We start from the raw sequence: 25,595 nt of genomic DNA on the forward strand, positions 1-25,595 counted from the left end.
ATAAGGCGCATTACTGCGCCTTGTTTTTGAATTATGGTTTTTGAGTTATGGGTTAAAAGCTGAATCTTATTGACGCAAGACTCTTGCTTGAGCGCCAAACACCATTACTGCCGCGCACAATATCATCGCAAACACCACAGCAGGGCCAATCGGCCAATCCCAATAAAGAGAAGCTGCAAATCCAGCCATCATCGCGATATAACCTATTGCTAAGCCAGCAGCGGTTTTACGTTGCCAAGGTAAATAGCATACCGCCAACGCTGGTATAATTAACGAGGCAAACTCTAAGTACACCCCTAAGTTAATCACGAGCGGTGGGATGGCAACAGCGAATAGAAAATAAAACGCCTTACCTTGTAACCAACAGGAGCGATAACGCACAACGATTAACGTAGCGAGAGCAATAACCAATACGGGAATCACGTCTTGCCATTGAGCCCACAATAAGCGACCGTTTAGTAAACTCTCTATGCTTTCTTTACCATGCGGCTGCTGAGCAACCAATAACATCGCTGCACAAGCGGCTAACACATAGAAGAGGCCAATGAAGGCTTCCAAGTGGGTTTTGATTCGCCCCTCAAAAAAGCACAACAACCCCGCCATACTAAAAGTAACGACACTAGCAGCTAGCATTTTCCACCATAAGGAACTGCTGTATTGCGGCCACCATAACTCCATCGCTAACATACCGACCGCCGCCATTTGCGCCATCGCTAGGTCAATAAATATCACCCCTCGCTCTAGCACCTGCCTACCCAGAATCCAGTTGATCCATAAAGAGATAAAGCCAATCAACAATGGGGCTAACATCCATCCGTAAGCACTCATTATTGCTCCTTAACTAGGCTCAATAAGCGCTCAATAGAATCATCGACCAGTGCAACTAATGATGAGGTATTCGGCTGTCCACCAACACTTTGCGCCAGTTCCACCACCGGCACATTGGTACGCGATGCTAACCAATAAGCCGCATCTTTAGGCTGGTGAGAGGCATAAACAATACCGGATAAACTCGACCAATCTTGCTGCGCTAAGCGATTTAAATGACCAGCCGTTGGCGGAATACCAGGTTTTGGTTCTAAATCCGCGACTTGTTCCATGCTGAGCCAATCAAATAAATAGGCGAATGTGCTGTGATACCCCGCCACTTCCATCCCATGTAGAGGCACAGCTCGCGCTTGCCACTCTTGCATTTTTTTATGCCATTGCCAGCGAAAGCGTGCGCCATTGGCTTTAAACTTCGGAGCATCATCGGGGGCTAGTAATGCCAGACGATCACTCAATGCGCGTGACACAGCAATCATATCACCAATCGCAAACTGAACGTGGGGATTACCATGGGCATGAACATCGCCCATTGAACGATCAACGTGATCATGCTCATCCAGTAAACGCACATAATCACTGACCCAAAACAAACCAGGCTGACCATTTTGTACTTGACGATTACGGCTCTGCCGCTGCAACTCAGGCAGCCAACCAATTTCCAGTTCAGCGCCGGAGCAAACCACCAAATCGGCATTGCGCATGCGCGCAATCAGTGAAGGGCGAGCTTGTACATAATGAGGATCTTGCAATGCCGTAGTGGCTGAAAAAACTTGTGCCTGCGGCGCATGAGCATGGACTAAGTCAGCCCAATCGGGCTGACAAACAAACACATTTAAGCTCGCCATCGCCGGCATACTGACACAAGCGAATAGACTCAATAATTTAAAACGCATGAGCATGGTGCGCTCCAAAAGACATGACATATTGTAAACTGAATAAGGTTTGATCGCCCTGAGTATGATTTTCACGGGTAATTTGTCCACGTACCCGACCAAAATGAGACGCGTGCCAATCTAATGCCAGATCCCACTCTTTCAAATCATCACGACTGAATTCACCATGGAAATGATCATCATGCGCATGGACATCGCCACTCACGGTGCGCATTTCTCCATAACGTGTACTCACTGTCCAAGTCGGATTAAATTGATAAGCCACCTCCGCGTACCAACCATTGGCACTTTGTTTGGCGCCCGGAGCCGTCGCCATTTGTGTATCAAAGCGATTGTCCAAATACCAAAACTCTGTTGTCGCTCTAACGTTACGTTGACGATAATTACCTTCCGGTGCCCATTTCCAGGTGAAATCGGTACCGTACAAATTACGGCCCGTTAATGATGGTCCATGAGAATGACCCGCATGATCGTGGTCATGATCATGATCATGGTCGTGGCTGTGATCATGTGCGCCTGAAAACTGACGGCCATTACCGTTGTACAGCGAACTTATTCCCCAACGCCAGCTGTGCTCAACACCAAGATCAGCACCCAATTGAAGATTGGCCGTGTACACACCGATAGTCGCGGGTTTATCATAACCAGCATCTAATGGCTTACCAGCGAGAGCTTCAATACTGGCTTGCAGATAAAAATCGGTTGGTAGTAACCATGTCATTTGCACACCATCATCAAAATAATGGCCGCCGAGTAAGGCGCGATATACTGCCGGACGTTCAACAAACGCATCTTCATGCATGTGTTTACTATTTAAATAACCAATATTGGATAATAGGCGTCCCGCTTTAAGCTTTAAGCCAAGCGGTAAACCCATGGTTTCTATCCACGCTTCTTCTAGCTCTAACTCGGTATTAGAACCATGGCTATCTAATACCGCCACCAACTGACCTTTAAAGTTATGGTCGATGTTACTGCTTAGCATCAGTTCAGAATGACCAAGGCCAAATCCCTTGTCACGACTTCCCCAATGGCGATTTTCGCTCTGATAAGCACCATCCAAAACAACACCAATATCAACCTGTGGGGATGCTAAGCTGTGTCCGCTCAAGCCCATTACACCAAACCCAAGCATCGCTATGACTGATTTATTCACCGAGTTTCTCCTATAAATATACACAATGATTATTGATTACCTATTGATGGCAACGAATGTTATGTTATAACATATCAACAATCAACTACTACTATGGTACTTAAGGAAAAATCCATGTTATCTCTATCTCATCGTCAAGCCCCTCGGCTGGCGGCACTGTCACTCAGCGTATTATTGCTATTAGGTTGTCAAGAAGGTGAAAATAACGCTACCAGTAACGAAGACTCCGATCATCACTCAATGATTACTTCTCGGCTGCTGATTTCAGAACACAATAGCCAAACACTACACCTGTTTGATAGCCAAGCTTGGCGTCAGCGCACTCAATTTACTTTGCAACAAACACCCTCAGGGCTGAAAACCAGTCCAAAGGGGCGATATGCCCTAGCTCTGCAACGAAATTTTGATCAAGTCGAAGTGATTGATAGTGGTATTGTCGCCGAACAACATGGCGATCATTATCATTTGCACAATCATAGTCCGAGATTGTTGTCTGAACGCTATCAGGGAGTAAAGCCAACTCACTATGACGTTACACAAGATCAAGTCGCGCTGTTCTTTGATGGTGATAACGCGACTAGCGCAAACGCGCAATTTCGCGTATTAGATGAGCAATCGATAGGTCAAGTTTCTAGTGTCGCTATCCATTCCTTTGACCATGCTCAGCATGGTACTGCTCAGTTACTGAGAGATTTCGCTTTTACTGGCATTAAAGATCAAAGCACCACTAGCTTGCCGGATAAAGTGATTGCACTGAAAAGACACGGTGACCATTTTCATCGCGTCCAGAGCTTCACGGCTCAAGACTGCCCTGCTTTACATGGCAGTGCGCAAACGGCAAACTTGGTCGCTTTTGCGTGTTTAGAGCACGTGCTTGTCGTCAATGTACAGGGGGAAACGATAACTTCACAATCCATCAATAATCCAACGTTTAACAACGGTACTCGCTTTGGAACGTTATTTGGCTATCCTGCTAATGACACGCTACTTGCGGTGGCGAATAACCAGCAATTCTTTAGTTTGAAAAATGGTCATTTTCAGGAAATCGACTGGAAAACCGAGCAAACTCAACGCACCCTCGCCTATTTAACCACCGAGGAGTACTTATTCATCGTTACGCCACAAGCACGGTTGATCGCTTATCATGCGGCGGATAATTTTGCTCAGCAATTCAGTTTATCGCTCTGGGACAATGTACCAACATTAGCAGAAGGCCAACGGATCCAAATGGCCTTCGATCCGAGAAATCAACAGTTATTCATCACCAATCCGGCTGACCAAACGGTGCTGCAACTCAGTGTGACTGAGCCACGGATTGTACAGCGTCACCAATTAGGCTTTATCCCTCAGTTTATTACTTGGTTAGGCACTACTGAACACGAACATCATCACTAAACCTGTCTTTGCAGCCCATCGTTTCGCTGGGCTGCAATATAGTCATTTAGCCCACCAATCGTTCAATATTTAATCACATTCAGCGTTTTAATGTGATTAGTATCATATTTTTTTGGCTAAACCCTACGCTTCGTGCTAGAATCCGCGCCAATTAGATAGTCAGATAATTCTTACACACTGGCTATTACTAGGGATAACTTACCCACAGTACTTGAAGTGGCTCGCTATATAGCAAGTAAATGTATGCTTGATACACAAAGAGAAGCTTTGTGGTGAAAACCATGCAATACCGCTATCTTCCAGCAGCAAGGGTATATCATCATACGGATGTGACCGATTAGTTTTTACCGCGAGGTCACCCACTACCATGTCGTTTTTAAAAAATTTAGCTATCCGCAAAAAAATTGCGCTGGCGTTTAGTATTATTGCTGCCGTCAATATTATCTTTGGCGCATACCTTTACCGCTCTCTTAACTCTATTCAACACGATGTACTTAACCTGACCGACGATACCTTACCATCCATGATGATGGTCAATACCATTAAGTACAATATGTCATCGGTACGTCGAGCACAAATTGGTTTACTTTCTTCAACGGATAGCCACGAGATCGCTGAGGATATGCGCTGGATGGACGACCACTATCGGACTATTCAAGCAGATTTAACCCGCTATGAAAATAGTATTTGGAGCGATCATGAACGCTCAATTTTTATGCCAGTCAAAAACTTATGGCAAGAGTACTTGCGTGCTTTAAGTTCTTTTAATAACGATATTTTAAATAATAATATTACTGAAGCTCAGCGTGACTTACAAAATGCCTATCCAACGTTTGAGCGTCTAGAACTGGCGGTGGATGAGTTACTAAAACTGAACCTTTCCTATGTCGATAATAACCGCACTGAATTAACAGATTTAATTGATACTATTAGTCAATTCTCTATTTCCAGTATTGTTGCCCTGCTTGGCTTTATGGTCTTTATGACTTGGCTACTGGCGAATTTAATCTGCCGTCCTTTACAACAAGTGGTTACTCAAGCCAACGCGATTGCTGATGGTAACTTAGGCCATCAAATGGATCGCCAACAAATTGGCCAAGATGAGCTCGGTGAACTCGCTGACGCTTGCACCACCATGCAAAATAACTTGCGTGTGATGGTCGAAGAAATTGTCGCCGGTGCAACACAATTAACTCAAGCGGTTGATGAAGTCAGCGCCGTCTCAGAACAAACTTCACAAGGTATGCGCGAGCAGCAAGAAGAAGTGATGCAAATTGCGACCGCAATGACAGAGATGAAATCCACAGTAGCAGAAGTCGCACGTAATACCGAAGTGGCTTCAGATTCTGCGCGTGATAGCAATCAACAAGCCATCACTGGCGCACAACAAATGAATGCAGTCGCTAACTCTATTATCCAAGTGACACAAGAGATTTCTCAAGCCGAGCAACGCGTACTAGAACTGGAAGATCAAGCGCAACAAATTAATATGGTGGTGGATGTGATCAGCAATATTGCTGACCAAACCAATTTGCTTGCTCTCAATGCCGCAATTGAAGCCGCGCGAGCTGGCGAACAAGGTCGTGGCTTTGCCGTAGTTGCCGATGAAGTGCGAGCCCTTGCAGGGAAAACTCAGCAATCAACAGGTGACATTGTGGCTATTATCCAGAACTTGCAAAGTTGCGCAGCAAAAGCACGCCAAGCAACGGCACAAAGTAGCGAATTAATGGGCCAATGTGTCAACCAAAGTCATCAGACTCAAGAAGCCATCGAACAAATCAGCACCCAAAGTGCGCAAATTGCTGATATGACGATTCAAATTGCCAGCGCTTGTGGTGAGCAAGATTCCGTCAGTGAAGAGTTGAGCCGCAACATTGAACGCATCAATGAGTCAGCGAAACAAGTCGCGCAAGGTTCATCAAGTGCCGCTCAAGCCTGCGTTGAACTCAGTCAACTCGCCGCTCAATTACAAAGCACGGTCAATCGCTTTCGGGTATAAAGCGATGGTTTGATAACCTGTTTTTAATATTGAATACAGAAAATGGCGAGCTTTTATGCTCGCCATTTTTATTATAAAACAGACACAAATGCCCCCTTAACTTTATCATGAGCCAACGCTATCGCTTGGCTTAGATCAGCAATGAGATCATCAGGATGCTCAACACCGATACTTAAACGAATCAGTTTATCGGTTATCCCATACTTCTCCCTCTGCTCTTTATCTAAGCCAGAATGAGTTGTCGTCGCAGGATGACAAGCTAAACTTTCCAAATCACCCAAACTTACCGATTGTTTGAATAGCACCAGACTATCTAGGCATTTTCTTACCGCATTAAGATCGGATCTTAATTCAAAACTGACCATCGCTCCCCATACTGGCGGATTTTTATCATCACGACTTTCGGTTTCTAATCCAGGGAAATAGACTCTTGCTATCAGAGGATGCTTTGCTAAAAACTCAGCGACTTTAAATGCTCCATTTTGGTGCTGTTCCATTCTCAAAGATAGAGTCCTTAAACCTCGATGTAATAAGTAGGCTTCTTGAGGACCAAGGCATGATCCAAGCTGCTTATTGGATATTCCACGGATGAGATTTAAATAATGGTCGCTCCCTGAAATCACGCCAGCAATAATATCTCCATGACCACTTAAATACTTGGTGGCACTGTGTACAACAATATCAATACCCAATTCTATCGGCTTGAGTACAGCAGGAGATAAAAAAGTATTATCACAGACTGTAATCGCACCTATATTTCTAGCTGTACTAACAACTGAATGAATATCATTAACTCTGACGGTTGGGTTAGAGATAGATTCAAAAAATATGACTCGAGTATTGGGATTTGCTCGCAGAGTTAAATCCGATACATCAGCGTAATGAACAACTTTTATGCCCATTCGAACCAGTAAGTTATCGCATAAACTTTGTGTTCCTCCATAAATAGGATCGACAATCGCTAATTCATCGCCGGTATCTAATAAAGAGAGTAATACACTACTGATTGCTGACATACCACTCGAAACAGCTAAAGATTGTTCAGCCCCCTCCATATTCGCTAATTGAGTTTCTAACATACTAATGGTTGGATTACGCATTCGGCTATAAACATAACCATTTTCTTCGCCTGAAAAAATCTTTTTACCATTTTCAAAATTATGGTATTCAAATGCACTACTTTGATAAATGGGTATAGTTAATGAGCCAAATTGATCTTCTATTACACTACTGTGTAGTAATTGTGTTTTATTATTCATATTTATCTACTTTTTTAGTTTTTAACGATTGTTTTATAATATTTATTAGCCACTTCAGGATGAGATCTTAAACGCCCTTTTAATACATTATCTCCCACTTGATAGAATAGTGGGTTATTAGGATCTGAAGTTGGACCTAAAGCTTGATTTTTTAACCTTTCTGGTAAAAATAATTTAGGCACTCGACTCTCTAATCTAGGCCCCATGAAATACGCAATAGAGAACCGCTCCTGTCCATGATTAGGACTAACTACACGATGTTCAGTCGCCTTTAAGTAACCATCTGAAGCAAGCTCAAGTAATTCACCAATATTCACAATTAAGGTGTCTTTTTTCGGCGGAACCGCGAGCCATTTATCATTAATTAATACTTCGAGACCACTAACCTTATCTTGGAGAAGTAAAGTTAAATAACCTGGGTCTTTGTGTGCTCCTACGCCTTGACGTGAAGAGCTCTGTGCCGAATCAACATAAGGATAACGGATCAACTTTAGATGTTGATATGGATTACCCATTATCGAGTGACTAAATACATCGGGATCTTGTTCTAACGCCAAAGCAAAGGCTGATAACAACTCTTGAGCAATAAAAGACAGATCATTCATAAAGTCTAAAATAAGCTCACGCATATGAGGAATACTTTCTGGCCATTGATTAGGACCATAAATATTCATCCATAACGGTGAGTCTTCTAATTGCCTTACTGGTTCTTCATTCATGACATCAAACTGTTCACGTATATCTATGCTCCCTTTGGTTTTTTCCTCTCCAATACCAGAAAAACCTCTGAAATGTGGGGAGTTAATCATGGAAACTTTATTTTTCTCTTCTGAAGATAAAGTGAAAAAATCAGTGGCTATATGATGAATATGATTGATTTTTTCATTATTAACACCAAAATCTGATAGATAAAAAAAACCAACTTCTCTTGCAACTCGGCTAAGTGAATAAATAAATTGGTCTCTATTGGAGTAAAGTTCGGCTAAAGATAGCGTTGGTAATTCATGCATTATTATTTCCTCCGTAGTTTATATTTTATTTTAATAAAACCATTATCACGAAAACGTTATGACTAGTGAGTAAAAACGTAGGTGTTTAATAAATCATAAAATTAAGATTTAATAGGCCCTCACCATAAAAACAGTGATATTTAAATTTAGGTAAAGTTAAATATTCTATTAATAGCTAATCTAGTAGTTTTTAAGCATGGATATTGATATCTATTACTCCTCCCTAAATTTAAATCTAATTACTAATTTTAAATAAATATTATTTAAATGAATTAACATCTCGTTGGACTTGTAATTGAATATCATCAATAAGTGCTTTTACTTCCGGCCATGGTCCATGTCCTGACTCAATATTAATATGACCAACATAACCCGCATCGTAAGTCAGTAAGCCCAAATCAGAAGCTAAACAGCAAGCATGGTCATAGTTCATCCAAGGATCATTTCTACTCACGACCATGGTCCCCAAAACACCAAGGGCGCGAATTGTTAACGTTTCAACAATCGAACGTTCGTTCGGAAAATCAGCCTTATGACCATAAGAAGTGAATCGATACGGGGAAGCCGGTGCAACAAATAAGACACCACTCACTTTCGATTGTAACTGTTTTCGAGCGATAGCATCTAAAGCGGCTAAGCAACCGAAGCTATGAGCAACGATGATAATGGGTAGCGTTTGCTGGTCTAGATACTGCTGGATCTGTGCTGACCATTGACTAAGAATCGGTTTATGGTGATCAATCGCCTTTATCCTCTCCGTGTTAGGGTATTGAGTCTGAAGCCATGTTTGCCAATGCCCATTAGGGCTGCCTTTATAACCTGGAATCACCAAAATTTTATCTATCATACTCAATCCCTAATCAATATAGATGAATGTAACCTATTGATTGCACAAGTCATGCCAAATCAGTGAATTTTATAAATTAGTTAAACATCAATGTAATCAACTGAAAATTAATGGTTTTTACATCTCTATTTCGCTAAAAAATTCCATATAACTTTTTATTACTATATGGAATAAAAACTCATTTCTAAATAACAATAAACCATTTACATTTACCAGGTATTCCTCGAAAAATGAGTATGACGAAAATGATTATTGGCGAAAATAACGGTCTAAAACAAACAATGCAGCAAGTACAATTGGTTTCACTGACTGATTCTACAGCTCTTATCCTTGGGGAGACCGGATCTGGAAAAGAAGTGATTGCCCGTTATATCCATAATCACTCTCAGCGATTTCAAAACGATTTTATTCGAGTAAACTGTGGTGCGATCCCTTCGGAACTGATTGATTCAGAATTATTTGGGCATGAGAAAGGCAGCTTTACTGGTGCAATCTCTCAAAAAAAAGGATGGTTTGAACGCGCTGATGGCGGTACGTTATTTTTAGATGAAATAGGTGAATTAAGTTTAGCGGCTCAAGTGCGTTTGTTACGAGTATTACAAGAAGGCTCATTTACTCGGGTTGGAGGGGAGAGAGAAATCAGCGTTAACGTTCGTATTATTGCTGCTACACATCGAAATTTAGAACTCTCTGTCCAGCAAGGATTATTTAGAGAGGACTTGTGGTTTCGTATTAATATTTTTCCAATTCATCTGCCAGCATTGCGCCAACGTTTTGGTGATATGCAACAACTTACTGAACATTTTGCTCACAAAGCGTCCAATCGTCTAGGTTTACCTCTTTGTTTACCAAGTGATGAACAGATAGATTACTTAAAACGCTACCATTGGCCAGGTAATGTCAGGGAATTACAAGCCATCATCGAAAGAGCGGCGATTTTAGGACAGGGAAAATATCTTGCCATTGAACAATCGTTGATCTTACAACCTGACTCTTTGCAAGAGCCGACCACATCTCGACTAAGCAGTGAAAGTCATTCGGAAGTCTCATCATTCCTTAGTTTAGAGAAGGTGATATATGACCATATTTGTAATGCTTTACGTCATTGCCACGGAAGAATAGAAGGTCCTTTTGGAGCAGCGAAACTACTCGCCATTAATCCAAATACGCTACGTTCAAAAATGCGTAAATTAAATATATCTCGTCATGCTTGCCATCATTACCGTTCCTAAAATCTATACCCAAACCACTTGACCGACAAGTGAGCGCCGATGAGCATAGACAGACTATGTGATTGAGGTGAACGAACGTAGCCAACACTCCTGCTGCTTCACGTAGCAAGGGGATAAACGGTATAAAAAACCCCCTTGAGATTATCAAGGGGGTTCCGATGTTTAAGGCGCCATATCAACTTCAACTGGCAGATAATGCTTGGACTCTAAATGTAGCCATTCAGGGAGCACGGTACCGATGGAAATGGATGACCACGTGCCAGAAATAATCCCGATAAACATGGCAATAGCAAAGCCTTGTAATGGTTCGCCGCCCATTAACCAAAGAGCAGATACTGTCATTAATGAAGTCCCTGAAGTCACCATCGTGCGAGAGAAGGTTGCGATCACCGCTTGATCATTGATCTCTGCCAGCGGTGCTTTGGGTTTGGCAACCAGTAGTTCACGAATCCGATCGGAAATAATGATCGAGTCATTCAGTGAATACCCTAAGATTGCTAAGGTGGCGGCAAAAACGGTTAAGTTGAACTCCATTTGCGTCACCGCAAAAAAACCGAGCACTAAGATCACATCATGCAATAGCGCCAGTAAGGCACCACTCGCCAACCGCCACTCAAAACGAAACGAAAGGTAGCCTAATATACATAAGATACAGATCAATAATGCTAAGCCACCTTGATCGATCAATTCCTCACCAACTTGTGAGCCGACCATGCTATTACTCACCACTTCAATCTGAGATGAAATGGTGTTCAGTAACGTCTCTATTTCTGGAGCACTTTGCTGCTCTTCTACTAACGGGTAACGAATGACCCAGCGCCCTTCTTCACCAGACTGAATCACACTGGTAGAATCGCCCAGCTCCGGCTTGAGAACGTTCAACACTTGATCGTGAGTTAATGATTTATCCACTCTGACTTCAGTTACCATTCCGCCAGTGAAATCCAGTCCCATATTAAGACCACGAATCGCAAAAGCCGCTAATGCCAACAGGGTTAAAGCAATCGAAACGATATTGGTAATGTGTCGAATCTGTCGAATATGTTGTTTTAGATAAGTCACCATCGTTATATCCTCACATCTCGGCGACTATCACGTCCCCAGATCAAATTAATTAATGCCCGCGATGCAAATACACCGGTAAACATACTGGTGATCAAACCTAATCCCAGCGTTAATGCAAAGCCTTGAATCGGTCCATTACCAATCGAATACAACACAATCGCAGTAATCATCGTGGTAACGTTGGCATCCAAGATGGTGCTAAACGCACTGCTAAAGCCTTTATCAATCGCTTGGGCAAAACTACGCCCTTCATTTAACTTATCGCGAATTCGTTCAAAGATAAGTACGTTGGTATCCACCGCCATACCGACCGTCAACACCAAGCCAGCGATCCCCGGTAAGGTTAATACTGCCCCCGGTAACAGAGCAATTAAACCAAATAAACAGACCATATTGATCAGTAGAGCCGCGTTCGCCACCCAGCCTAAACGGCGATACCATAACGCCATAAAGGTTAACGTTAATGCCATGCCCAATGCCAAGGCAGCAAAACCGTTTTCAATATTTTCTGCCCCGAGTGATGCACCGATGGTTCTTTCTTCGACAATCGTCACTGGAGCCGTGAGTGAGCCGGCTCTCAATAATAGCGCTAATTGTTGAGCATCTTGATTCGAGCCTGCGCCGGTAATTCTAAACTGACTACCCAATTGCGATTGAATAGTCGCCACACTGATCACGCGTTCGCTGCGCTCCGTCTCTCCATTAGCATTGGTTTTGTACTCTCGATACACGGTCGCCATGGGTTTGCCAATATGCTTGGCCGAGAAGTCACTCATTAACTTGCCACCCGCATGGTCAAGCGAGATATTGACTTCAGAAAGACCCATTTTATCCATACCCGCACGAGCATTAACGATATGATCCCCTGTGAGTACTGGACGTTTATGTAAAATGACTAACTGACCATTATTGTCTTTCAGTTGTAAATCATCACGGCCAGCTATACCGCTGGTATTGACTTCATAAAACGCTAAGCTAGCCGTCGCACCAATGACGTTTTTCGCTTGCGCAGGGTCTTGTACCCCAGGTAGCTCAATACGAATACTATGTTCACCCTGACGCTGAACTAAAGCTTCGGTAATGCCAAGTTCTTCAATACGATCTCGCATGATTTTCAAGTTTTGCTGGATAGTCGCTGATTGAAAATCCAACTTATTTTGCTTACTGGGTTGCACTGTCAGTTGATCAGAAGACGACTTCACCTCCCAACCTTGATAATTTTCTTTAACAAACTGACTAATTTTATTGAGTGAGGCTCGTGAGTTGACGGTGACTAAAAAGCCATCATTACCTTCATGCTCAATTCTCACACCGCGAATGTGTTGATTAACGAGCATCTCTTTTATTTCATCAGTAATGCCATCTCGTTGCTCTTGAAACGCCTTATCGACATCGACATTAAGCAAAAACTGTACGCCACCGCGTAAATCCAAACCGAACTTAATTGGAGTAAATCCCATTTGTGTGAACCAAGGTGGAGCGACTGAAACGTAAGAAAAAGTTAAACTTTCTCCTTCTTGCACGAGATTATCTAAAAGTTTACGCGCTTGAGTTTGCTCTGTTTCGGTTTTAAAAACCAACGTGGTGTGGTTATTTTCCTGACGGATTTCTTGTGCATTAATTCCCTGCTTTTGCAGCAGTTGATTAACGGTTACCACATTATTTAAAGGGCTGTCTTTTTGATTAGACTCAATTTGAATTGATGGTTGTTCACCATACCAAGTGGGAATGGCACTTAAACCAAGTAAGACAACGGTTATAACCAATACCACGTATTTCCATGTCGCATAGCGATTCATAATACGCGCTGGCGTTTTAGCGGTTTTTCTCTGCATAACTCTCTCCTCGGGCATAGCCGAGTTAAAAAACTAAAATTGTGACATTGTCACGTAAAAGGGAGATTAAGCAGAAAGGAAATGGCTATTTAATGCCACGTACATCGCGTTGGTCTCTTTCCAGCCAGAAAGACGATGTGAGGCATGAAAATGCTGATAGGGAATGGAAATCCAAGTTTGGGCAGCATAGCTCTCTGCATCGATAGAACGAGGCAGAGCGTCATTTCCTTCAAGATGAGGAAAATCAAAGCCATTATCGAGAGGTAAGTTGATCTCGGTAAGCTGCAAGCGAGGCGGATTAAGAATGGCTTGGACAATACTTTTCGCCAACGTGTCGCTGGTTGGCACCGAATCGACATCGATCGGACTCTCTTGCGAATCAAACTCAAATGGATGTTGTACGCTGTGTGAAGCTGTATCTAAAACAGAATGGTTGAGAGTAATACTTGAGGTAGGGTAATTTTCCGCGCACGCCAATGCTTGCGAAGGCAATAACAACGCAAGAAAAGCTAGCCAGAAAAAATACATTATACGTTCAAGCATGATCAGTTCATTCTTAATAGGACAGCTCAGTGTAGAACTGAGTGAAGTGTGACTCAAGTAAAATTTTCGTCAAATATAACTAATGCCTCTATCGCTAATCCTAAACCGTAGATCGCGTCCTCATGATTATTGATAAAAAATCGCTCCAGTTTGTGCATTAAGATAAATTTTATTCGCTTGGTTTAAACCACCACAATAGACAAAATAAACGTCCTCAGACCGATAACGAACGGATCGCACCCATCCCCCAAGCTCTTTAAAATCACCGGGCACACAGGTTTTGTCACTCAAGAGTCGATCGGTGGTTTGAATAAACATGGTTTGAAAAATATCTAAATCATCCGAGTTCATAATATAACTCAGCACAGTTTCTCGGCGCTCTTCAGGTGTGATCACGGGTGGATCAACCACCAATCCATCCAACGGAATCCACTCTGCTACCTCAGGGCCCCCTTCTTCATAGACGTAAAAAGGCGTTAACCTCCCCCAACCCTGTTGTTTTTCATACAAAAACACCGGTTCGCCACGATAAAGTAACCGATGGACAAATCCATCTCTATCAGGTTGCTCGCGCACACCAAGCGTAGGTTCATTGACGTAATAGTCCATGATCTCTGGCATAACAAAAGCAGGATCACTTGGCTCATACTCTTCAGATATTGGTATTTCAGGCGTCAAACGTTGATTTAAAGCCTCTAATCGTTCTTGCTCTGGCTTGTAATAAAATAGGTAATAGCCAGCACCCGCACAGGCTAAACCAAAAATGAGAAGCAGCAGCATAAGTACTTTCTTCATAATCGTTAACTCCTCATTCTCTCTTTTACTAAAGGTTTTCTTGTTAGCCAATACTCAGTTTACATTGTAAATTTTCATTTTTCCTAATTACCGCATATGCACCAATGTTGAGCGAGCGCACGAACTCAACATATTGGAAGTAATCTCTCGCTTTAAAGGTCTATAATCATGGCTTAATAATCATTATAAGTTACTCATGTCATCGTCACAGGTTAAATATCTCACTCAATTTTTGATTGTATTGTGCATACTCGGGTGTGTACCTTTTCTCTATTTCGCTCACGAGCTTGCAAAGCTCGATCATCACACTGCACAACTCCCTAACGCAGAATCAACCATCGCGGTCGATACTTCGCAATTTACGGTTTTAAATCATCATGGCGATGCCGTTCTTCATTTATCATCGGCATCCACACACGACGCCAATGATCCTATTGCCGATTTACCGCAACAATCGCCAGCCCTCTGGCAATCGATTCAACAGCAAGCTCAGGGCTTATTGCTTTATCAAGGCCGTCACTATCATTTTATGCAACTACCACTGCCAGAGACGGAGATAACAGAGACAAGCTTATTGATTTTTAACAGCCATGCTATACAAACCGTCGAGCAACAACGCACCGCGAAACGTCACGATCTACTCGTGCAAGCCATCAGCGTCTTCTTGCTGCTTAGTCTGGTGGCTGGAAGCGGTGTGGTTTGGAATATCACTCACCAGAAAAATAGCCTTGAAAGTAAATTAGCTTTAGCGGCGATGAACGGTATGTCTGCGATTGTGATTACTGACAGACAAAACCGGATCATTAAAGTCAATCAAGAGTTTACCCGTTTAAGTGGCTACCGTTTAGAAGAAGTGCAAGGCAAGCAGCCGTCGATATTTGCTTCAGGCAAACACAATCAACAATTTTATGTTGATATGTGGAAATCGCTACAAGAAGACGGCTTTTGGGAGGGTGAAGTGATCAATAAGCGCAAAGATGGTTCACAGCTAACAGAAATCCTCCGAATTCAAACCATTTTGGATGATCAAGAGGTCATTCAATACTACGTTGCTTCATTTGTCGATATCACTCAACACAAAGCGTTAGAAAATAAGCTGCGTGAACAAAGTGAGAAAGATGCTTTAACGGGGATTTGGAATCGTCGTAAATTTGACCAACAAATTCGCCTTGAATGTCATCGTGTTAAACGTTATCCAGAGCACGAGCACTCTTGTCTCGCCATTTTAGATATTGATCACTTTAAACGAATTAATGATCAGTTTGGCCATAGTCATGGCGATTATGTTATTCAATCTGTCGCTGAAACGCTACGTGATGGTCTGCGTGAATCGGATTTTTTAGCACGTATTGGTGGCGAGGAATTTGCGATAATTTTACCCCATACCCCTATCGAGGAAGCGCAAGCGGTGATTGAGCGATTACGGATCAAAGTGTATCAACTTCACGCCCAAAATGTTTCGATTAGCGCTGGGATCAGTGACATCATGGGGTCGGAGCAAGAGACTTATCAACGAGCAGATAAAGCCCTGTATGAATCGAAAGCCACGGGGCGCAATCAAGTTTCCATATTACTCAGCCAAGAAATGGCAAACTAAGTATATGATCACTCAGCCTCTCACCCATTTAGTGCACATGCACGATACTGGTGCAAAAACAAGCAGCATGAACCGACGTCTTGTCGTGCTGGGGCGTTAATAATGACGTTTTTTACTCTGTGAACCGGCTCGAAAGCCATACGACGAGGACGGTAATCAACCAATTAGTGACTGTTTTTTGTCTACGAGCCATTTGCATGATCGTTGCACAACTATAGCCTAGCCTGAATAGAGCCAACGATGGTGAATGCATAGTAACGTTACTTGATGTGAACAAGAATGCCGTCACGTCAAGCGGCCAAGAGAATATGACTAGCGTTTCACTATTTTGGCCCAATATTTGTACTATTCTGTATACAATCGTCGATTGCACAATAATAGGGAGACAAAAGATGCAAGATACCTTAACCGTCGTTTTAGCTGGAGGAATGGGTTCACGCTTATCTCCCCTGACCGATGACAGAGCAAAACCCGCCGTTCCGTTTGGCGGTAAATATCGCATTATTGATTTTACTCTCACCAATTGCTTACATTCGGGTCTACGGCGTATTTTGGTACTCACGCAATATAAATCCCACTCCTTACAAAAACATTTACGCGATGGTTGGTCGATTTTTAATCCAGAATTGGGGGAATTTATTACCGTCGTCCCTCCTCAGATGCGTAAAGGTGGCAAATGGTACGAAGGCACGGCCGATGCACTGTTCCATAATATGTGGTTGTTATCGCGCAGTGATGCAAAGTATGTTGTCGTGCTTTCTGGCGATCATATTTATCGTATGGACTACGCCGCGATGCTGGAAGAACATATTGAAAATCAAGCAGAACTGACGATTGCCTGCATGGAAGTGGCTCGTCAAGATGCTTCAGCATTTGGTGTTATGGCGATTGATGAAGCGCAACGAATTTGTTCCTTTGTTGAAAAGCCGAATGACCCACCTACTCTGCTTAATAATCCCGATCGCAGTTTGGCATCAATGGGCATCTATATTTTTACTATGGAAACATTAAGACAAGCACTGTTTGAAGACGCAGAGCTTGAGCACTCAAGCCACGATTTTGGTAAAGATATTATCCCCAAACTGATTCCCTCGGGTCGCGTGTTTGCTTATCAATTTGCCAATGAAAAAGGGCGAGTTGCCAAAGACTGTTACTGGCGGGATGTCGGTACCATTGATTCGTTTTATGAAGCCAATATGGATCTGCTTGAGCCTGTCCCGCCAATGAATCTTTATCAGAAAAACTGGGCGATCCGCACTTATGAGCCTCAACTGCCTCCTGCGCGTACTGTCTCGTCAGCCACGGGTAATGAAGGTATTTTTATTAACTCGATCATTGCCAATGGTGTCATCAATTCCGGCGGTTCGGTACAACACTCTATTGTCTCATCCAGCGTCAGAATCAATGATGGGGCAACGATTGTCGATAGTATTCTCTTTGATGATGTGGAAGTCGGCGAAGGCTGCCAGTTAGTCGGATGTATTATCGATAAACACGTCAAAATTCCGCCTTATACCAAAATTGGTGTCGATCGCGCTGCTGATTTACAACGCTTTACGTTATCGGAAAAAGGCATCGTTGTCGTGCCGGAAAGTTACCAGTTTTAAAGCCTCGACTGTGAATCGTTAAGCATAGAAAAGACCGCCATGTATCGGCGGTCTTGTTACCGTTAAGGAGTCATGCTAATCCTTATGGGCAAGCCACTTCATCCCAAAACCAATTAGTTTGAGTCGGTGATTCCCAAGGTCCTGGGTTATTTTTAGCAATAAAACACTTTCCGTTATACGTCACTGTCGTGCCATTAGCGACTTGGCTAACACCGGGTTGCCATTGCACAACGTCTCCAGGGGTGCCACCACCATTGCCCGGATCTTCACCATTACCACCGCCATTACCATCAGAAAGGTCGGCCAACGGTAAGTCTGGTTGCTCAGCTTTAAAAGCGTACTCTCTGCCATTAATGTTAACGCTGTAGTTCGCTGGCCCAGAAATCGGTAAGTAATACACCATATCCAGTTCATAGCTCTCTCCCGCCGGTAATGCTTTCCATGCTGGTAATGAGAAGGCGACACGATGCATCGTCCCATCGAACCCTCCAATATTATTACTTCGCGTATGGCCTGAAGCAATAACGGCTAAGCCAGCACCAGATTGATCTTTCGCGTTATCCGGTGTAGAAACAGGGATATCAAACTGGAACTGCGTTCCTCCAGGAAGGTCAACCCCAGTATGGTTAGTAAAGGTCAAACGAGGGTTAATCGGATAGTTTTGATCGCCGACTTTGAAGCCATCGATGGTGACTCGAATATCCACCACTTGGTCAGGGATTGCGCCAGTTGCCAATCGATTACCATAAGGGGAAGCGGATTTGAACTTTTCATACATGGCTTTGGTCATGGTATTACCCATGTGGTACTCACCATTACCGCTAGCACAAGCTTGCTCTGTCCAATCAATTTGTCCACGCTGACCATTGGCATCGAGTACGTAGCAGTTATAGTCTCCGGCTAATTCCCAGAACATAATACCGCCGATTTCTTTATCAATAACGTAGTCCGCTTTAATATCAATCGATTGTTTATCTTCGGTAGAAAGGAAGACTCGTTTTTCCGCGTTCCATAACCAAGGGGCAATCGCAACACTATCAAAATGACGCTGGTATTGGCCTACCCACGGTGTACTTTCAGGATGCAATCCATAAGCGGCCAAATAGGATCCCCAAATGCCTTTTTCGAGGTTTTTGGCATGCCACATTGGGTTAGAACCTGCGCCCATTTCATTACCATTGGCATCCAAATCATGCCACATGTTATCCAAGCCGAGAGCGCCGTAGCCACAGTTATTCTTTTCTCCTTCTCCAGTACCCGCTGGACACTCATTTTGATTCGGTAACGGTGCTCGTCCCCAAAGGCCATTTTCACCTCCCGTCACCCCTTGCCATCCTCGCGTATAGTAAGGCACACCAATATTAATCCGTCCCGCTGGCATTGAGCCACGGAAATAATGGAAAGCCCAATCGGTGTTCAGATAGCCGATGCCACCATATTGTGCTGTCGTATAAACGCCCCATTGAGCAAGTTCAGAGTCTTTACCCGTGTCGTAAAGAGCCGCATTATGTCCAACATGATCATTCCAAGCACCATGTAAGTCATAAGTCATGATGTTGACATAATCGAGATACTTCGCCACTTCCATGGTTTCCATACCACGTAGTAAGTAGGCAGATGAAGGGGCGGCGATAGTCAACATATAGTGAATACCATCTTGCTCACTAGCGATATCTAATCGCTCACGCAGCACCCGCATTAATTCATGGTAAGAGCGCATGAGATAAGGACGACGTGATTCAGCGAAGGCTTTATCATCGGGATTACCGGCACCAGACATCGAGGTTGGGTATTCATAATCAATGTCTAAACCATCAAAACGGTATTGACGCATCATCTCTATTGCGGAATCAACAAAAGTAGAAATCGCCTGATGATTAATAGAACCATCAGCATTGGTCGTCATAGTGTAGAAACCACCATCGGCGATTCGCTCACCATTATCGGCAAAATGACCACCCGTTTCCGCCCATCCGCCAATCGAGATCAAGGTTTTGACATCATAACGTTCTTTATAGGTTGCTAACGCGCCAAAGTGACCTTTAAAGCCCAGTGTCGGATCAATATCAACCCCATCCCATTCTTTTCCAACCGCAGGGTTGTTGGGGTCATCAACATTACCGATGTTGACCTTGCCATCAGAGCCAATACTGACAAACGCGTAATTAATGTGGGTCAGGTTTTGCCAAGGAATATCTTTCACTAAATAGGAGGTTTGAGGATCATCTCCCGCTCGCCAACTGGTGAAATAACCAATCACACGTCTTGGTTGACCACCTGCCATAATTTCACGTCCTTGCTCGTCGTAGACAGTACAATAAGGAACATTAACGCCTTCAGTTTGATACAAACCATCAGGACGACACGTATTGGCAATAGGCGAATGGGCGACGGTTAATGTTAATATCGAAGAGCTGGATAGCGCACCTTTATCATCCGTCACTTTAGCTTGGATGGCTAAATTTCCAGAACGGATGACTTCGTAATCAAAAATATATGGCGCTTGTGATACCGTTGCAACGCGTTGGCCGGAGATAAAAAATTCTACCTTAGCCACTTGACCATCGCTATCGTCGGCGTCCGCAGAAACTCTTACTGTATCACCCAACTCAGCCGTGTTAGTTGACAGCGTTATTTCAACCGTTGGCGGCTGATTATCATCGCTACCCGTATCACCATCTTCACCTGCGTTGCCAGTATCACAGCTACCAAGTAATTGCCACGGCGCATAATCACCGGAGAATTGGGCTGGGTTATTATTTTGTGTCCAATATTTCGCTTGATAGGCCACATGATCATGTTGAACTTGAGCACCACTAGTGTATACCGCACCAGACTGCCAATCTTCCAATCCATCACAGTTCACGGCGGCATAGCTGTTTAACGCCAGTAAACAGGAGACAGAAAGTGTGCTGAGTGTAAATACCCCTTTGGGTACTTTTACTTGCTTTAAGTGCATGTCTTTTTCCTTAAGTTATTGTTTCCAAATATTAAAGCAAACAGTCCTTACTCTGCATGCTTTAAATCTTTCGTGAAATAACTGTAGAACAGCCCACTTATTTAGCACCTAATAAAGTGTCAAAGTTAAGAATCACTCGCAAATGACCGCTTAAAGCAAGCAAGGTTTACATACTTATTTTGCATCAAGAGCTAACTTATTGAAGAAAGGCTATCTTTCAAGGTTGGTGCATGATAGGCAATGACGACGATTCAATACTGCGTAGCAAATCGATAAACAATAAGCTCACAATGGCGATGATTAAATTTTCGCTAGAGCACCTCGAGGAGTGTGATTAAAATGGCGTTTATACTCTCGGCTAAATTGTGAAGGACTGCTATAGCCAACCAGCCGCGCAGCATCATTAACCCGCTTACCCTCGATTTGAATTAACTCTTTGGCTTTATTTAAACGGACTTTTTTAAGATACTGCAAGGGTGATTCCATGGTGACGCCACGAAAGGCTTGATGAAAAGCCGAGACACTCATGTTCGCTTCTTCGGCTAACGTATTAACTGTTAAAGATGTAGCATAATCACGATGCACTTTACTCAGCGCTTTCGCTATTCGGGCATAGTGTCCTTCGTGATGAGCCAGTTCAAACAGCACGTGTCCCTCTGAGCTAGTCAGAGCTCGAAAAGCCATCTCTTCAAGCAAAGATCCGCCTAATAACTCAGCCTCTAATCCATCAATTAAAGCATTCATCAGCCTTTTACAGCTATTAAGCATGGTATGATTCATCTGTACCGATTTCAGGCCACAAGGATTATTCGCATCAACTGGCGGTTTAAAACCGTTTTCCTCTAAGGCGGCAACCTGCTTGAGCAATAGTGAATGATCAATATCAATGGTTAACCCTAATAATGGTTGATTCTGTTTAGCTACCGCTTCACATTCAAGTGGCATCGGCACACCGACCACCAGATAATCATTCGGTCCGTAATCAACGGCGTTAGCGCCTAAATGAATGCGTTTCTGCCCTTGACCCAAAATGACAATCCCAGACTGATAGATAAACGGCTGACGCGAGTTACCTTGACTGCTGCGATAAAACCACACTCCAGGGATCGCAGTATCAGTGCAGCCCTCAAGGTGATGTAGCGCATATTTATCAACATAGTTTTGCATCAATTGCGCCAGATCTGGCTTTTCTTCCGTTTGATTGACCATTCTGTTCACACCATCGTTTATTGTAGAAATAGGCAATAAATTTACAGGAATCACTCTATTGCTACCACAATTATTCTACTATTATGCATCTTGCAATGTATCAACCCAACTCTTGACTCCGCCAAAAACGAAGCCCATAGCAGCGAATACTGTGTCTTTAATAAAGGCCAAACGGTGGTCATATTCCTAATAAGAGGTACGAGTAATGCAATTTACCTATGTCAATCCGACTCAGATTTATTTCGGTCAGCAGCAGATCGCAGCGATCAGCCAAGCGATCCCACGTCAGCATAAGGTTCTGGTCATCTACGGTGGTGGCTCAATTAAACACAATGGCGTTTATCAGCAAGTGGTCGATGCCCTGCAAGAACATACTTGGCTGGAATTTTCCGGTGTCGAGCCAAACCCAACCAAAGAAACCCTTGATAAAGCCGTTGCTATCGTTAAACAGCAAGCGATTGATTTTATTCTTGCCGTTGGTGGTGGTTCAGTGATTGACGGTTCAAAATACGTCGCAGCCGCCGCTAAATACTCAGGCGATGGTTGGGATATCATGTTAGGTAAACATCATGTCACCGATGCAACACCAATTGGTGCGATTCTCACCTTGCCAGCCACTGGCTCTGAATCAAATTCTGGTGCGGTGATCACCAAAGCAGCAACTCAAGATAAACTCTCGTTCTTATCACCATACGTGCAACCTAAATTTGCCGTGATGGACCCCGACGTCATGAAAACACTACCGGAGCGTCAACTCGTTAATGGTTTAGTCGATGCTTGGGTACATATTTGCGAACAGTATCTCACCTATCCAACCCAAGCGATGGTCCAAGATGGCTACGCTGAAGCCCTATTGAAAAATCTCTTGGTGTTGGGCAAAGGTTTTGCGCAAAGAGATAATGACGCTTGGCGTGCGAATTTGATGTGGACGGCAAACCAAGCACTGAATGGATTAATTGGCAGTGGTGTTCCCCAAGATTGGGCAACACACATGATTGGCCATGAACTGACTGCATTATGGCAGGTTGATCATGCTCGCTCACTGGCCATTGTCCAACCAGCACTATTGCGCAACCAATTAGCGGCTAAGAAAGCGAAGTTGGAACAAATGGGGCAACGCGTATTTAACTTAGCGCCGAGTGAAGATTTAGCCTTACGGACTATTGATGCGATTGAAGCGTTTTATCATCAGTTGAATGTCGATACTCAATTCTCTGCGCCCGATATGACCGCAGAGCAAGCTGTCGATAAGGTGATTGAACAACTGGAAGCGCATGGAATGGTGGCTTTGGGTGAACATCAAGCGATCACCCTTGAGCAATCGCGCGATATTCTTACGCAAGCCTTTATTTAATCAATTTGAGCAGCACTGCGGTGCTGCTCTTTCCCACCTTATTTTTAAGCCTAAATAATAAGATTTTTAAATTTGTGACCGCCATCATTTTTTATTGACGGTAAATTGAATCTCTTCTACTATTTGCACAGCTTTTCATCTGAATAGTAGACCATCGTGACCATTCATCGCCTTAACATACTGATATTAGTATTGTTGATGAGCTTGTTTTTTGCTCAGGCGGCAGTGTACTCACAAAATCATCCGACACTTTCATTGAGTAACGCTCATCCTACTGTTGTTCAAGATGATACAAGCGCTGCAACTCAGACGTCGAGTAACGTCAACGACAATAAAGAAGCCGTGCAACCTCATCACGCTATCCCCCATTTAAACTATTACCGATTAAATAGCGAAGATGAATACGCCTCATTGGGGCTGATCCCTATCTACTACTTACTCGCTGAAATTGTCTTATTGCCTATTGCTATTCTATCGATTGGCTATCGCCCATTGTTCAACCACAATATTGATTGGTCTTATTATACACACCGTTCATCAACCTGTATTTATGGCTGTAACAATAACAACTTACAATACAAGTTTACCCATTCTCGTCATTACTAATTTAAGACTGGTTTAGTCTTTCATAAACACCATATTGCTAAAAACTGATCTTCTTTGATAGACGGTATGTATTTCTATACCTAATCAACTAACTATCAGTAAGATAATGGTTTATCTTTCTAACCACTTAAATATTTTTAACTAATAACGAGCTATATACGATGAAACTTAAACATAAACTTATTCTTTCTTTATTAATACTCATTTTTATTATGAGTAGTTTTACTGCTTGGTCTGCACCTCATATACCTGTTATAAATAATATCATCTCAACTTATAACCCTACATGAGGAGTGTACAATGAAATTCATCCGTAATGAATGGGTATTATTTATAGGATTATTGACCGTCCTGTTTTTCAAAACGATCGGTAATGATCTTTTATTAGGTTCTAGCAGTAGCGTTTTGTATTGGTCTGCCGCTGGTTTTCTATTTATTATTGTTATGTTGTCTATCTTTGGTGTTGTAAAACACTCTGATGCATTAGCAATTAATCTTGGCGACCCGTTAGGCACTTTGATATTAACGTTATCGGTGATTTCCTTAGAAGTGATCATGATTTCATCGGTGATGCTTACTGGAGACTCGAACCCCGTATTAGCCAGAGACACCATGTTTGCTGTCATCATGTCGATACTAAACGGCTTAGTCGGTATAGCATTACTGATTGGGGGCCATAAATATCATATACAGAAATATAATATTCAAGGCATTAATTCTTATTTAGTGGCTATTGTTCCCTTAACTATTTTATGTTTAATACTACCCAATTTTACCAGTAAGAATGAGTTTGGTGAAATGTCCTTCATCCTTGCTTCGGCTTTGGTGGTTATCTCTATTATTCTTTATGGCATATTTTTGTATGTTCAAACAAAAAGCCATAGTTACTTCTTTATCGATGAAGATAACGATCATACCGATGAACATCATAGTATTCTAGGCAGCAATACTTATCACTTTTTATTATTATTTGGCTATTTGATTGTGGTTATTTTTCTTGCCAAGAGTATTGCTATACCTATTGATGCAAGTATTGGACACTTAGGAGCACCGGCTGCATTAGGTGGGCTAGTCGTGGCATTGTTAGTACTCGCTCCTGAAGGTGTGGGGGCGATAAAAGCTTCTTTGAATAATCAGTTACAAAGAGCCATGAATTTATTCTTTGGATCGATATTGGCAACAATATCACTTACCGTACCAGCGGTCATTGTTATCTCTAATATGATTGGGGAACCGATTATATTAGGTTTAGAGCCCGCACAAATGATTCTGTTGATCGCAAGTTTAATGGTCGCAAGTATTAGCTTCAGACATGGAAAAACAAATATCCTTAATGGAGTCACTCACTTATTTTTGTTCTTTATCTATATTGTACTGATTTTCGACTAACGCTTTCCTCCTCCATC

General features: G+C 42.8%; 20 protein-coding genes. 8 read left to right on the forward strand and 12 right to left on the reverse strand.

What is annotated here, in order from left to right:
* Positions 1-66 precede the first annotated feature (66 nt).
* From FKN88_RS03615 to FKN88_RS03625, 3 genes are read right to left on the reverse strand one after another with little or no spacing between them, the layout of a single operon-like run.
* The gene (locus tag FKN88_RS03615; protein ID WP_306687240.1) at positions 67-828 is read right to left on the reverse strand and encodes a zinc ABC transporter permease; all 762 of its coding nucleotides are present in this window, start codon (positions 826-828) and stop codon (positions 67-69) included.
* Positions 828-1,727, reverse strand: coding sequence for a metal ABC transporter solute-binding protein, Zn/Mn family (locus FKN88_RS03620; RefSeq protein WP_158137255.1), 900 nt, complete (start codon positions 1,725-1,727; stop codon positions 828-830). The genes FKN88_RS03615 and FKN88_RS03620 overlap by 1 nt, the downstream gene beginning before the upstream one ends.
* Entirely contained in the window at positions 1,711-2,856 is a 1,146-nt protein-coding gene (locus tag FKN88_RS03625; RefSeq protein ID WP_306687269.1) for a TonB-dependent receptor, read from the reverse strand. The genes FKN88_RS03620 and FKN88_RS03625 overlap by 17 nt, the downstream gene beginning before the upstream one ends.
* Positions 2,857-2,991: 135 nt before the next feature.
* Between FKN88_RS03625 and FKN88_RS03630 the strand changes: the two genes are divergently transcribed.
* Positions 2,992-4,272: a hypothetical protein gene (locus FKN88_RS03630; protein WP_158137253.1), complete on the forward strand. Its 1,281-nt coding sequence runs from the start codon at positions 2,992-2,994 to the stop codon at positions 4,270-4,272.
* Positions 4,273-4,639: 367 nt separating this feature from the next.
* On the forward strand, positions 4,640-6,271 hold the full coding sequence (locus FKN88_RS03635; RefSeq protein ID WP_154171189.1) for a methyl-accepting chemotaxis protein: 1,632 nt from the start codon (positions 4,640-4,642) through the stop codon (positions 6,269-6,271).
* A 71-nt stretch (positions 6,272-6,342) separates the two neighbouring features.
* Here FKN88_RS03635 and FKN88_RS03640 read toward each other — a convergent pair whose 3' ends face one another.
* The 3 genes from FKN88_RS03640 to FKN88_RS03650 all read right to left on the reverse strand — a co-directional run bounded on the left by FKN88_RS03640 (position 6,343) and on the right by FKN88_RS03650 (position 9,387).
* A complete protein-coding gene (locus FKN88_RS03640) occupies positions 6,343-7,530 on the reverse strand; it encodes a PLP-dependent aspartate aminotransferase family protein (RefSeq protein ID WP_154171190.1) in 1,188 nt (395 codons plus the stop codon).
* 14 nt (positions 7,531-7,544) lie between these two features.
* Positions 7,545-8,540, reverse strand: coding sequence for an isopenicillin N synthase family oxygenase (locus tag FKN88_RS03645; RefSeq protein ID WP_154171191.1), 996 nt, complete (start codon positions 8,538-8,540; stop codon positions 7,545-7,547).
* 259 nt (positions 8,541-8,799) lie between these two features.
* Complete coding sequence (locus FKN88_RS03650) at positions 8,800-9,387, reverse strand: alpha/beta hydrolase (protein ID WP_154171192.1); 588 nt, start codon at positions 9,385-9,387, stop codon at positions 8,800-8,802.
* 236 nt (positions 9,388-9,623) lie between these two features.
* On the opposite strand from FKN88_RS03650, the gene FKN88_RS03655 reads away from it, so the two are divergent.
* Entirely contained in the window at positions 9,624-10,619 is a 996-nt protein-coding gene (locus FKN88_RS03655) for a sigma-54-dependent Fis family transcriptional regulator (protein WP_154171193.1), read from the forward strand.
* Between the two features lie 162 nt (positions 10,620-10,781).
* Here the strand turns inward: FKN88_RS03655 and secF are convergent, their stop codons facing one another.
* The 4 genes from secF to FKN88_RS03675 form a co-directional block, all read right to left on the reverse strand.
* Positions 10,782-11,684 (reverse strand): protein translocase subunit SecF, encoded by a 903-nt coding sequence (gene secF, locus FKN88_RS03660; RefSeq protein ID WP_004396657.1) that lies wholly within the window; start codon positions 11,682-11,684, stop codon positions 10,782-10,784.
* A gap of 2 nt (positions 11,685-11,686) precedes the next feature.
* A complete protein-coding gene (secD, locus tag FKN88_RS03665) occupies positions 11,687-13,519 on the reverse strand; it encodes a protein translocase subunit SecD (RefSeq protein ID WP_154171194.1) in 1,833 nt (610 codons plus the stop codon).
* Positions 13,520-13,585: 66 nt separating this feature from the next.
* Positions 13,586-14,062 (reverse strand): hypothetical protein, encoded by a 477-nt coding sequence (locus tag FKN88_RS03670; protein WP_154171195.1) that lies wholly within the window; start codon positions 14,060-14,062, stop codon positions 13,586-13,588.
* A 126-nt stretch (positions 14,063-14,188) separates the two neighbouring features.
* Complete coding sequence (locus tag FKN88_RS03675) at positions 14,189-14,857, reverse strand: hypothetical protein (RefSeq protein ID WP_154171196.1); 669 nt, start codon at positions 14,855-14,857, stop codon at positions 14,189-14,191.
* 196 nt (positions 14,858-15,053) lie between these two features.
* Between FKN88_RS03675 and FKN88_RS03680 the strand changes: the two genes are divergently transcribed.
* Together FKN88_RS03680 and glgC are read left to right on the forward strand one after the other, a co-directional pair.
* Positions 15,054-16,454, forward strand: a complete 1,401-nt coding sequence (locus FKN88_RS03680; RefSeq protein ID WP_154171197.1) for a sensor domain-containing diguanylate cyclase — start codon at positions 15,054-15,056, stop codon at positions 16,452-16,454.
* A 392-nt stretch (positions 16,455-16,846) separates the two neighbouring features.
* Positions 16,847-18,061: a glucose-1-phosphate adenylyltransferase gene (gene glgC / locus FKN88_RS03685; RefSeq protein WP_161438534.1), complete on the forward strand. Its 1,215-nt coding sequence runs from the start codon at positions 16,847-16,849 to the stop codon at positions 18,059-18,061.
* 82 nt (positions 18,062-18,143) lie between these two features.
* Here glgC and FKN88_RS03690 read toward each other — a convergent pair whose 3' ends face one another.
* Complete coding sequence (locus FKN88_RS03690) at positions 18,144-21,020, reverse strand: chitinase C-terminal domain-containing protein (protein WP_154171198.1); 2,877 nt, start codon at positions 21,018-21,020, stop codon at positions 18,144-18,146.
* Between the two features lie 300 nt (positions 21,021-21,320).
* Positions 21,321-22,229, reverse strand: a complete 909-nt coding sequence (locus tag FKN88_RS03695) for an AraC family transcriptional regulator (RefSeq protein ID WP_154171199.1) — start codon at positions 22,227-22,229, stop codon at positions 21,321-21,323.
* Positions 22,230-22,434: 205 nt separating this feature from the next.
* Between FKN88_RS03695 and FKN88_RS03700 the strand changes: the two genes are divergently transcribed.
* The 3 genes from FKN88_RS03700 to FKN88_RS03710 all read left to right on the forward strand — a co-directional run bounded on the left by FKN88_RS03700 (position 22,435) and on the right by FKN88_RS03710 (position 25,578).
* On the forward strand, positions 22,435-23,583 hold the full coding sequence (locus tag FKN88_RS03700) for an iron-containing alcohol dehydrogenase (RefSeq protein WP_154171200.1): 1,149 nt from the start codon (positions 22,435-22,437) through the stop codon (positions 23,581-23,583).
* A gap of 198 nt (positions 23,584-23,781) precedes the next feature.
* Positions 23,782-24,189, forward strand: a complete 408-nt coding sequence (locus FKN88_RS03705) for a hypothetical protein (protein WP_154171201.1) — start codon at positions 23,782-23,784, stop codon at positions 24,187-24,189.
* Between the two features lie 300 nt (positions 24,190-24,489).
* A complete protein-coding gene (locus tag FKN88_RS03710; RefSeq protein ID WP_004396665.1) occupies positions 24,490-25,578 on the forward strand; it encodes a calcium:proton antiporter in 1,089 nt (362 codons plus the stop codon).
* The last annotated feature ends 17 nt before the right edge of the window (positions 25,579-25,595 follow it).

This window comes from Vibrio sp. 2017_1457_13 (genome assembly GCF_030851525.1).
In the GTDB taxonomy this organism is placed as follows: domain Bacteria; phylum Pseudomonadota; class Gammaproteobacteria; order Enterobacterales; family Vibrionaceae; genus Vibrio; species Vibrio metschnikovii.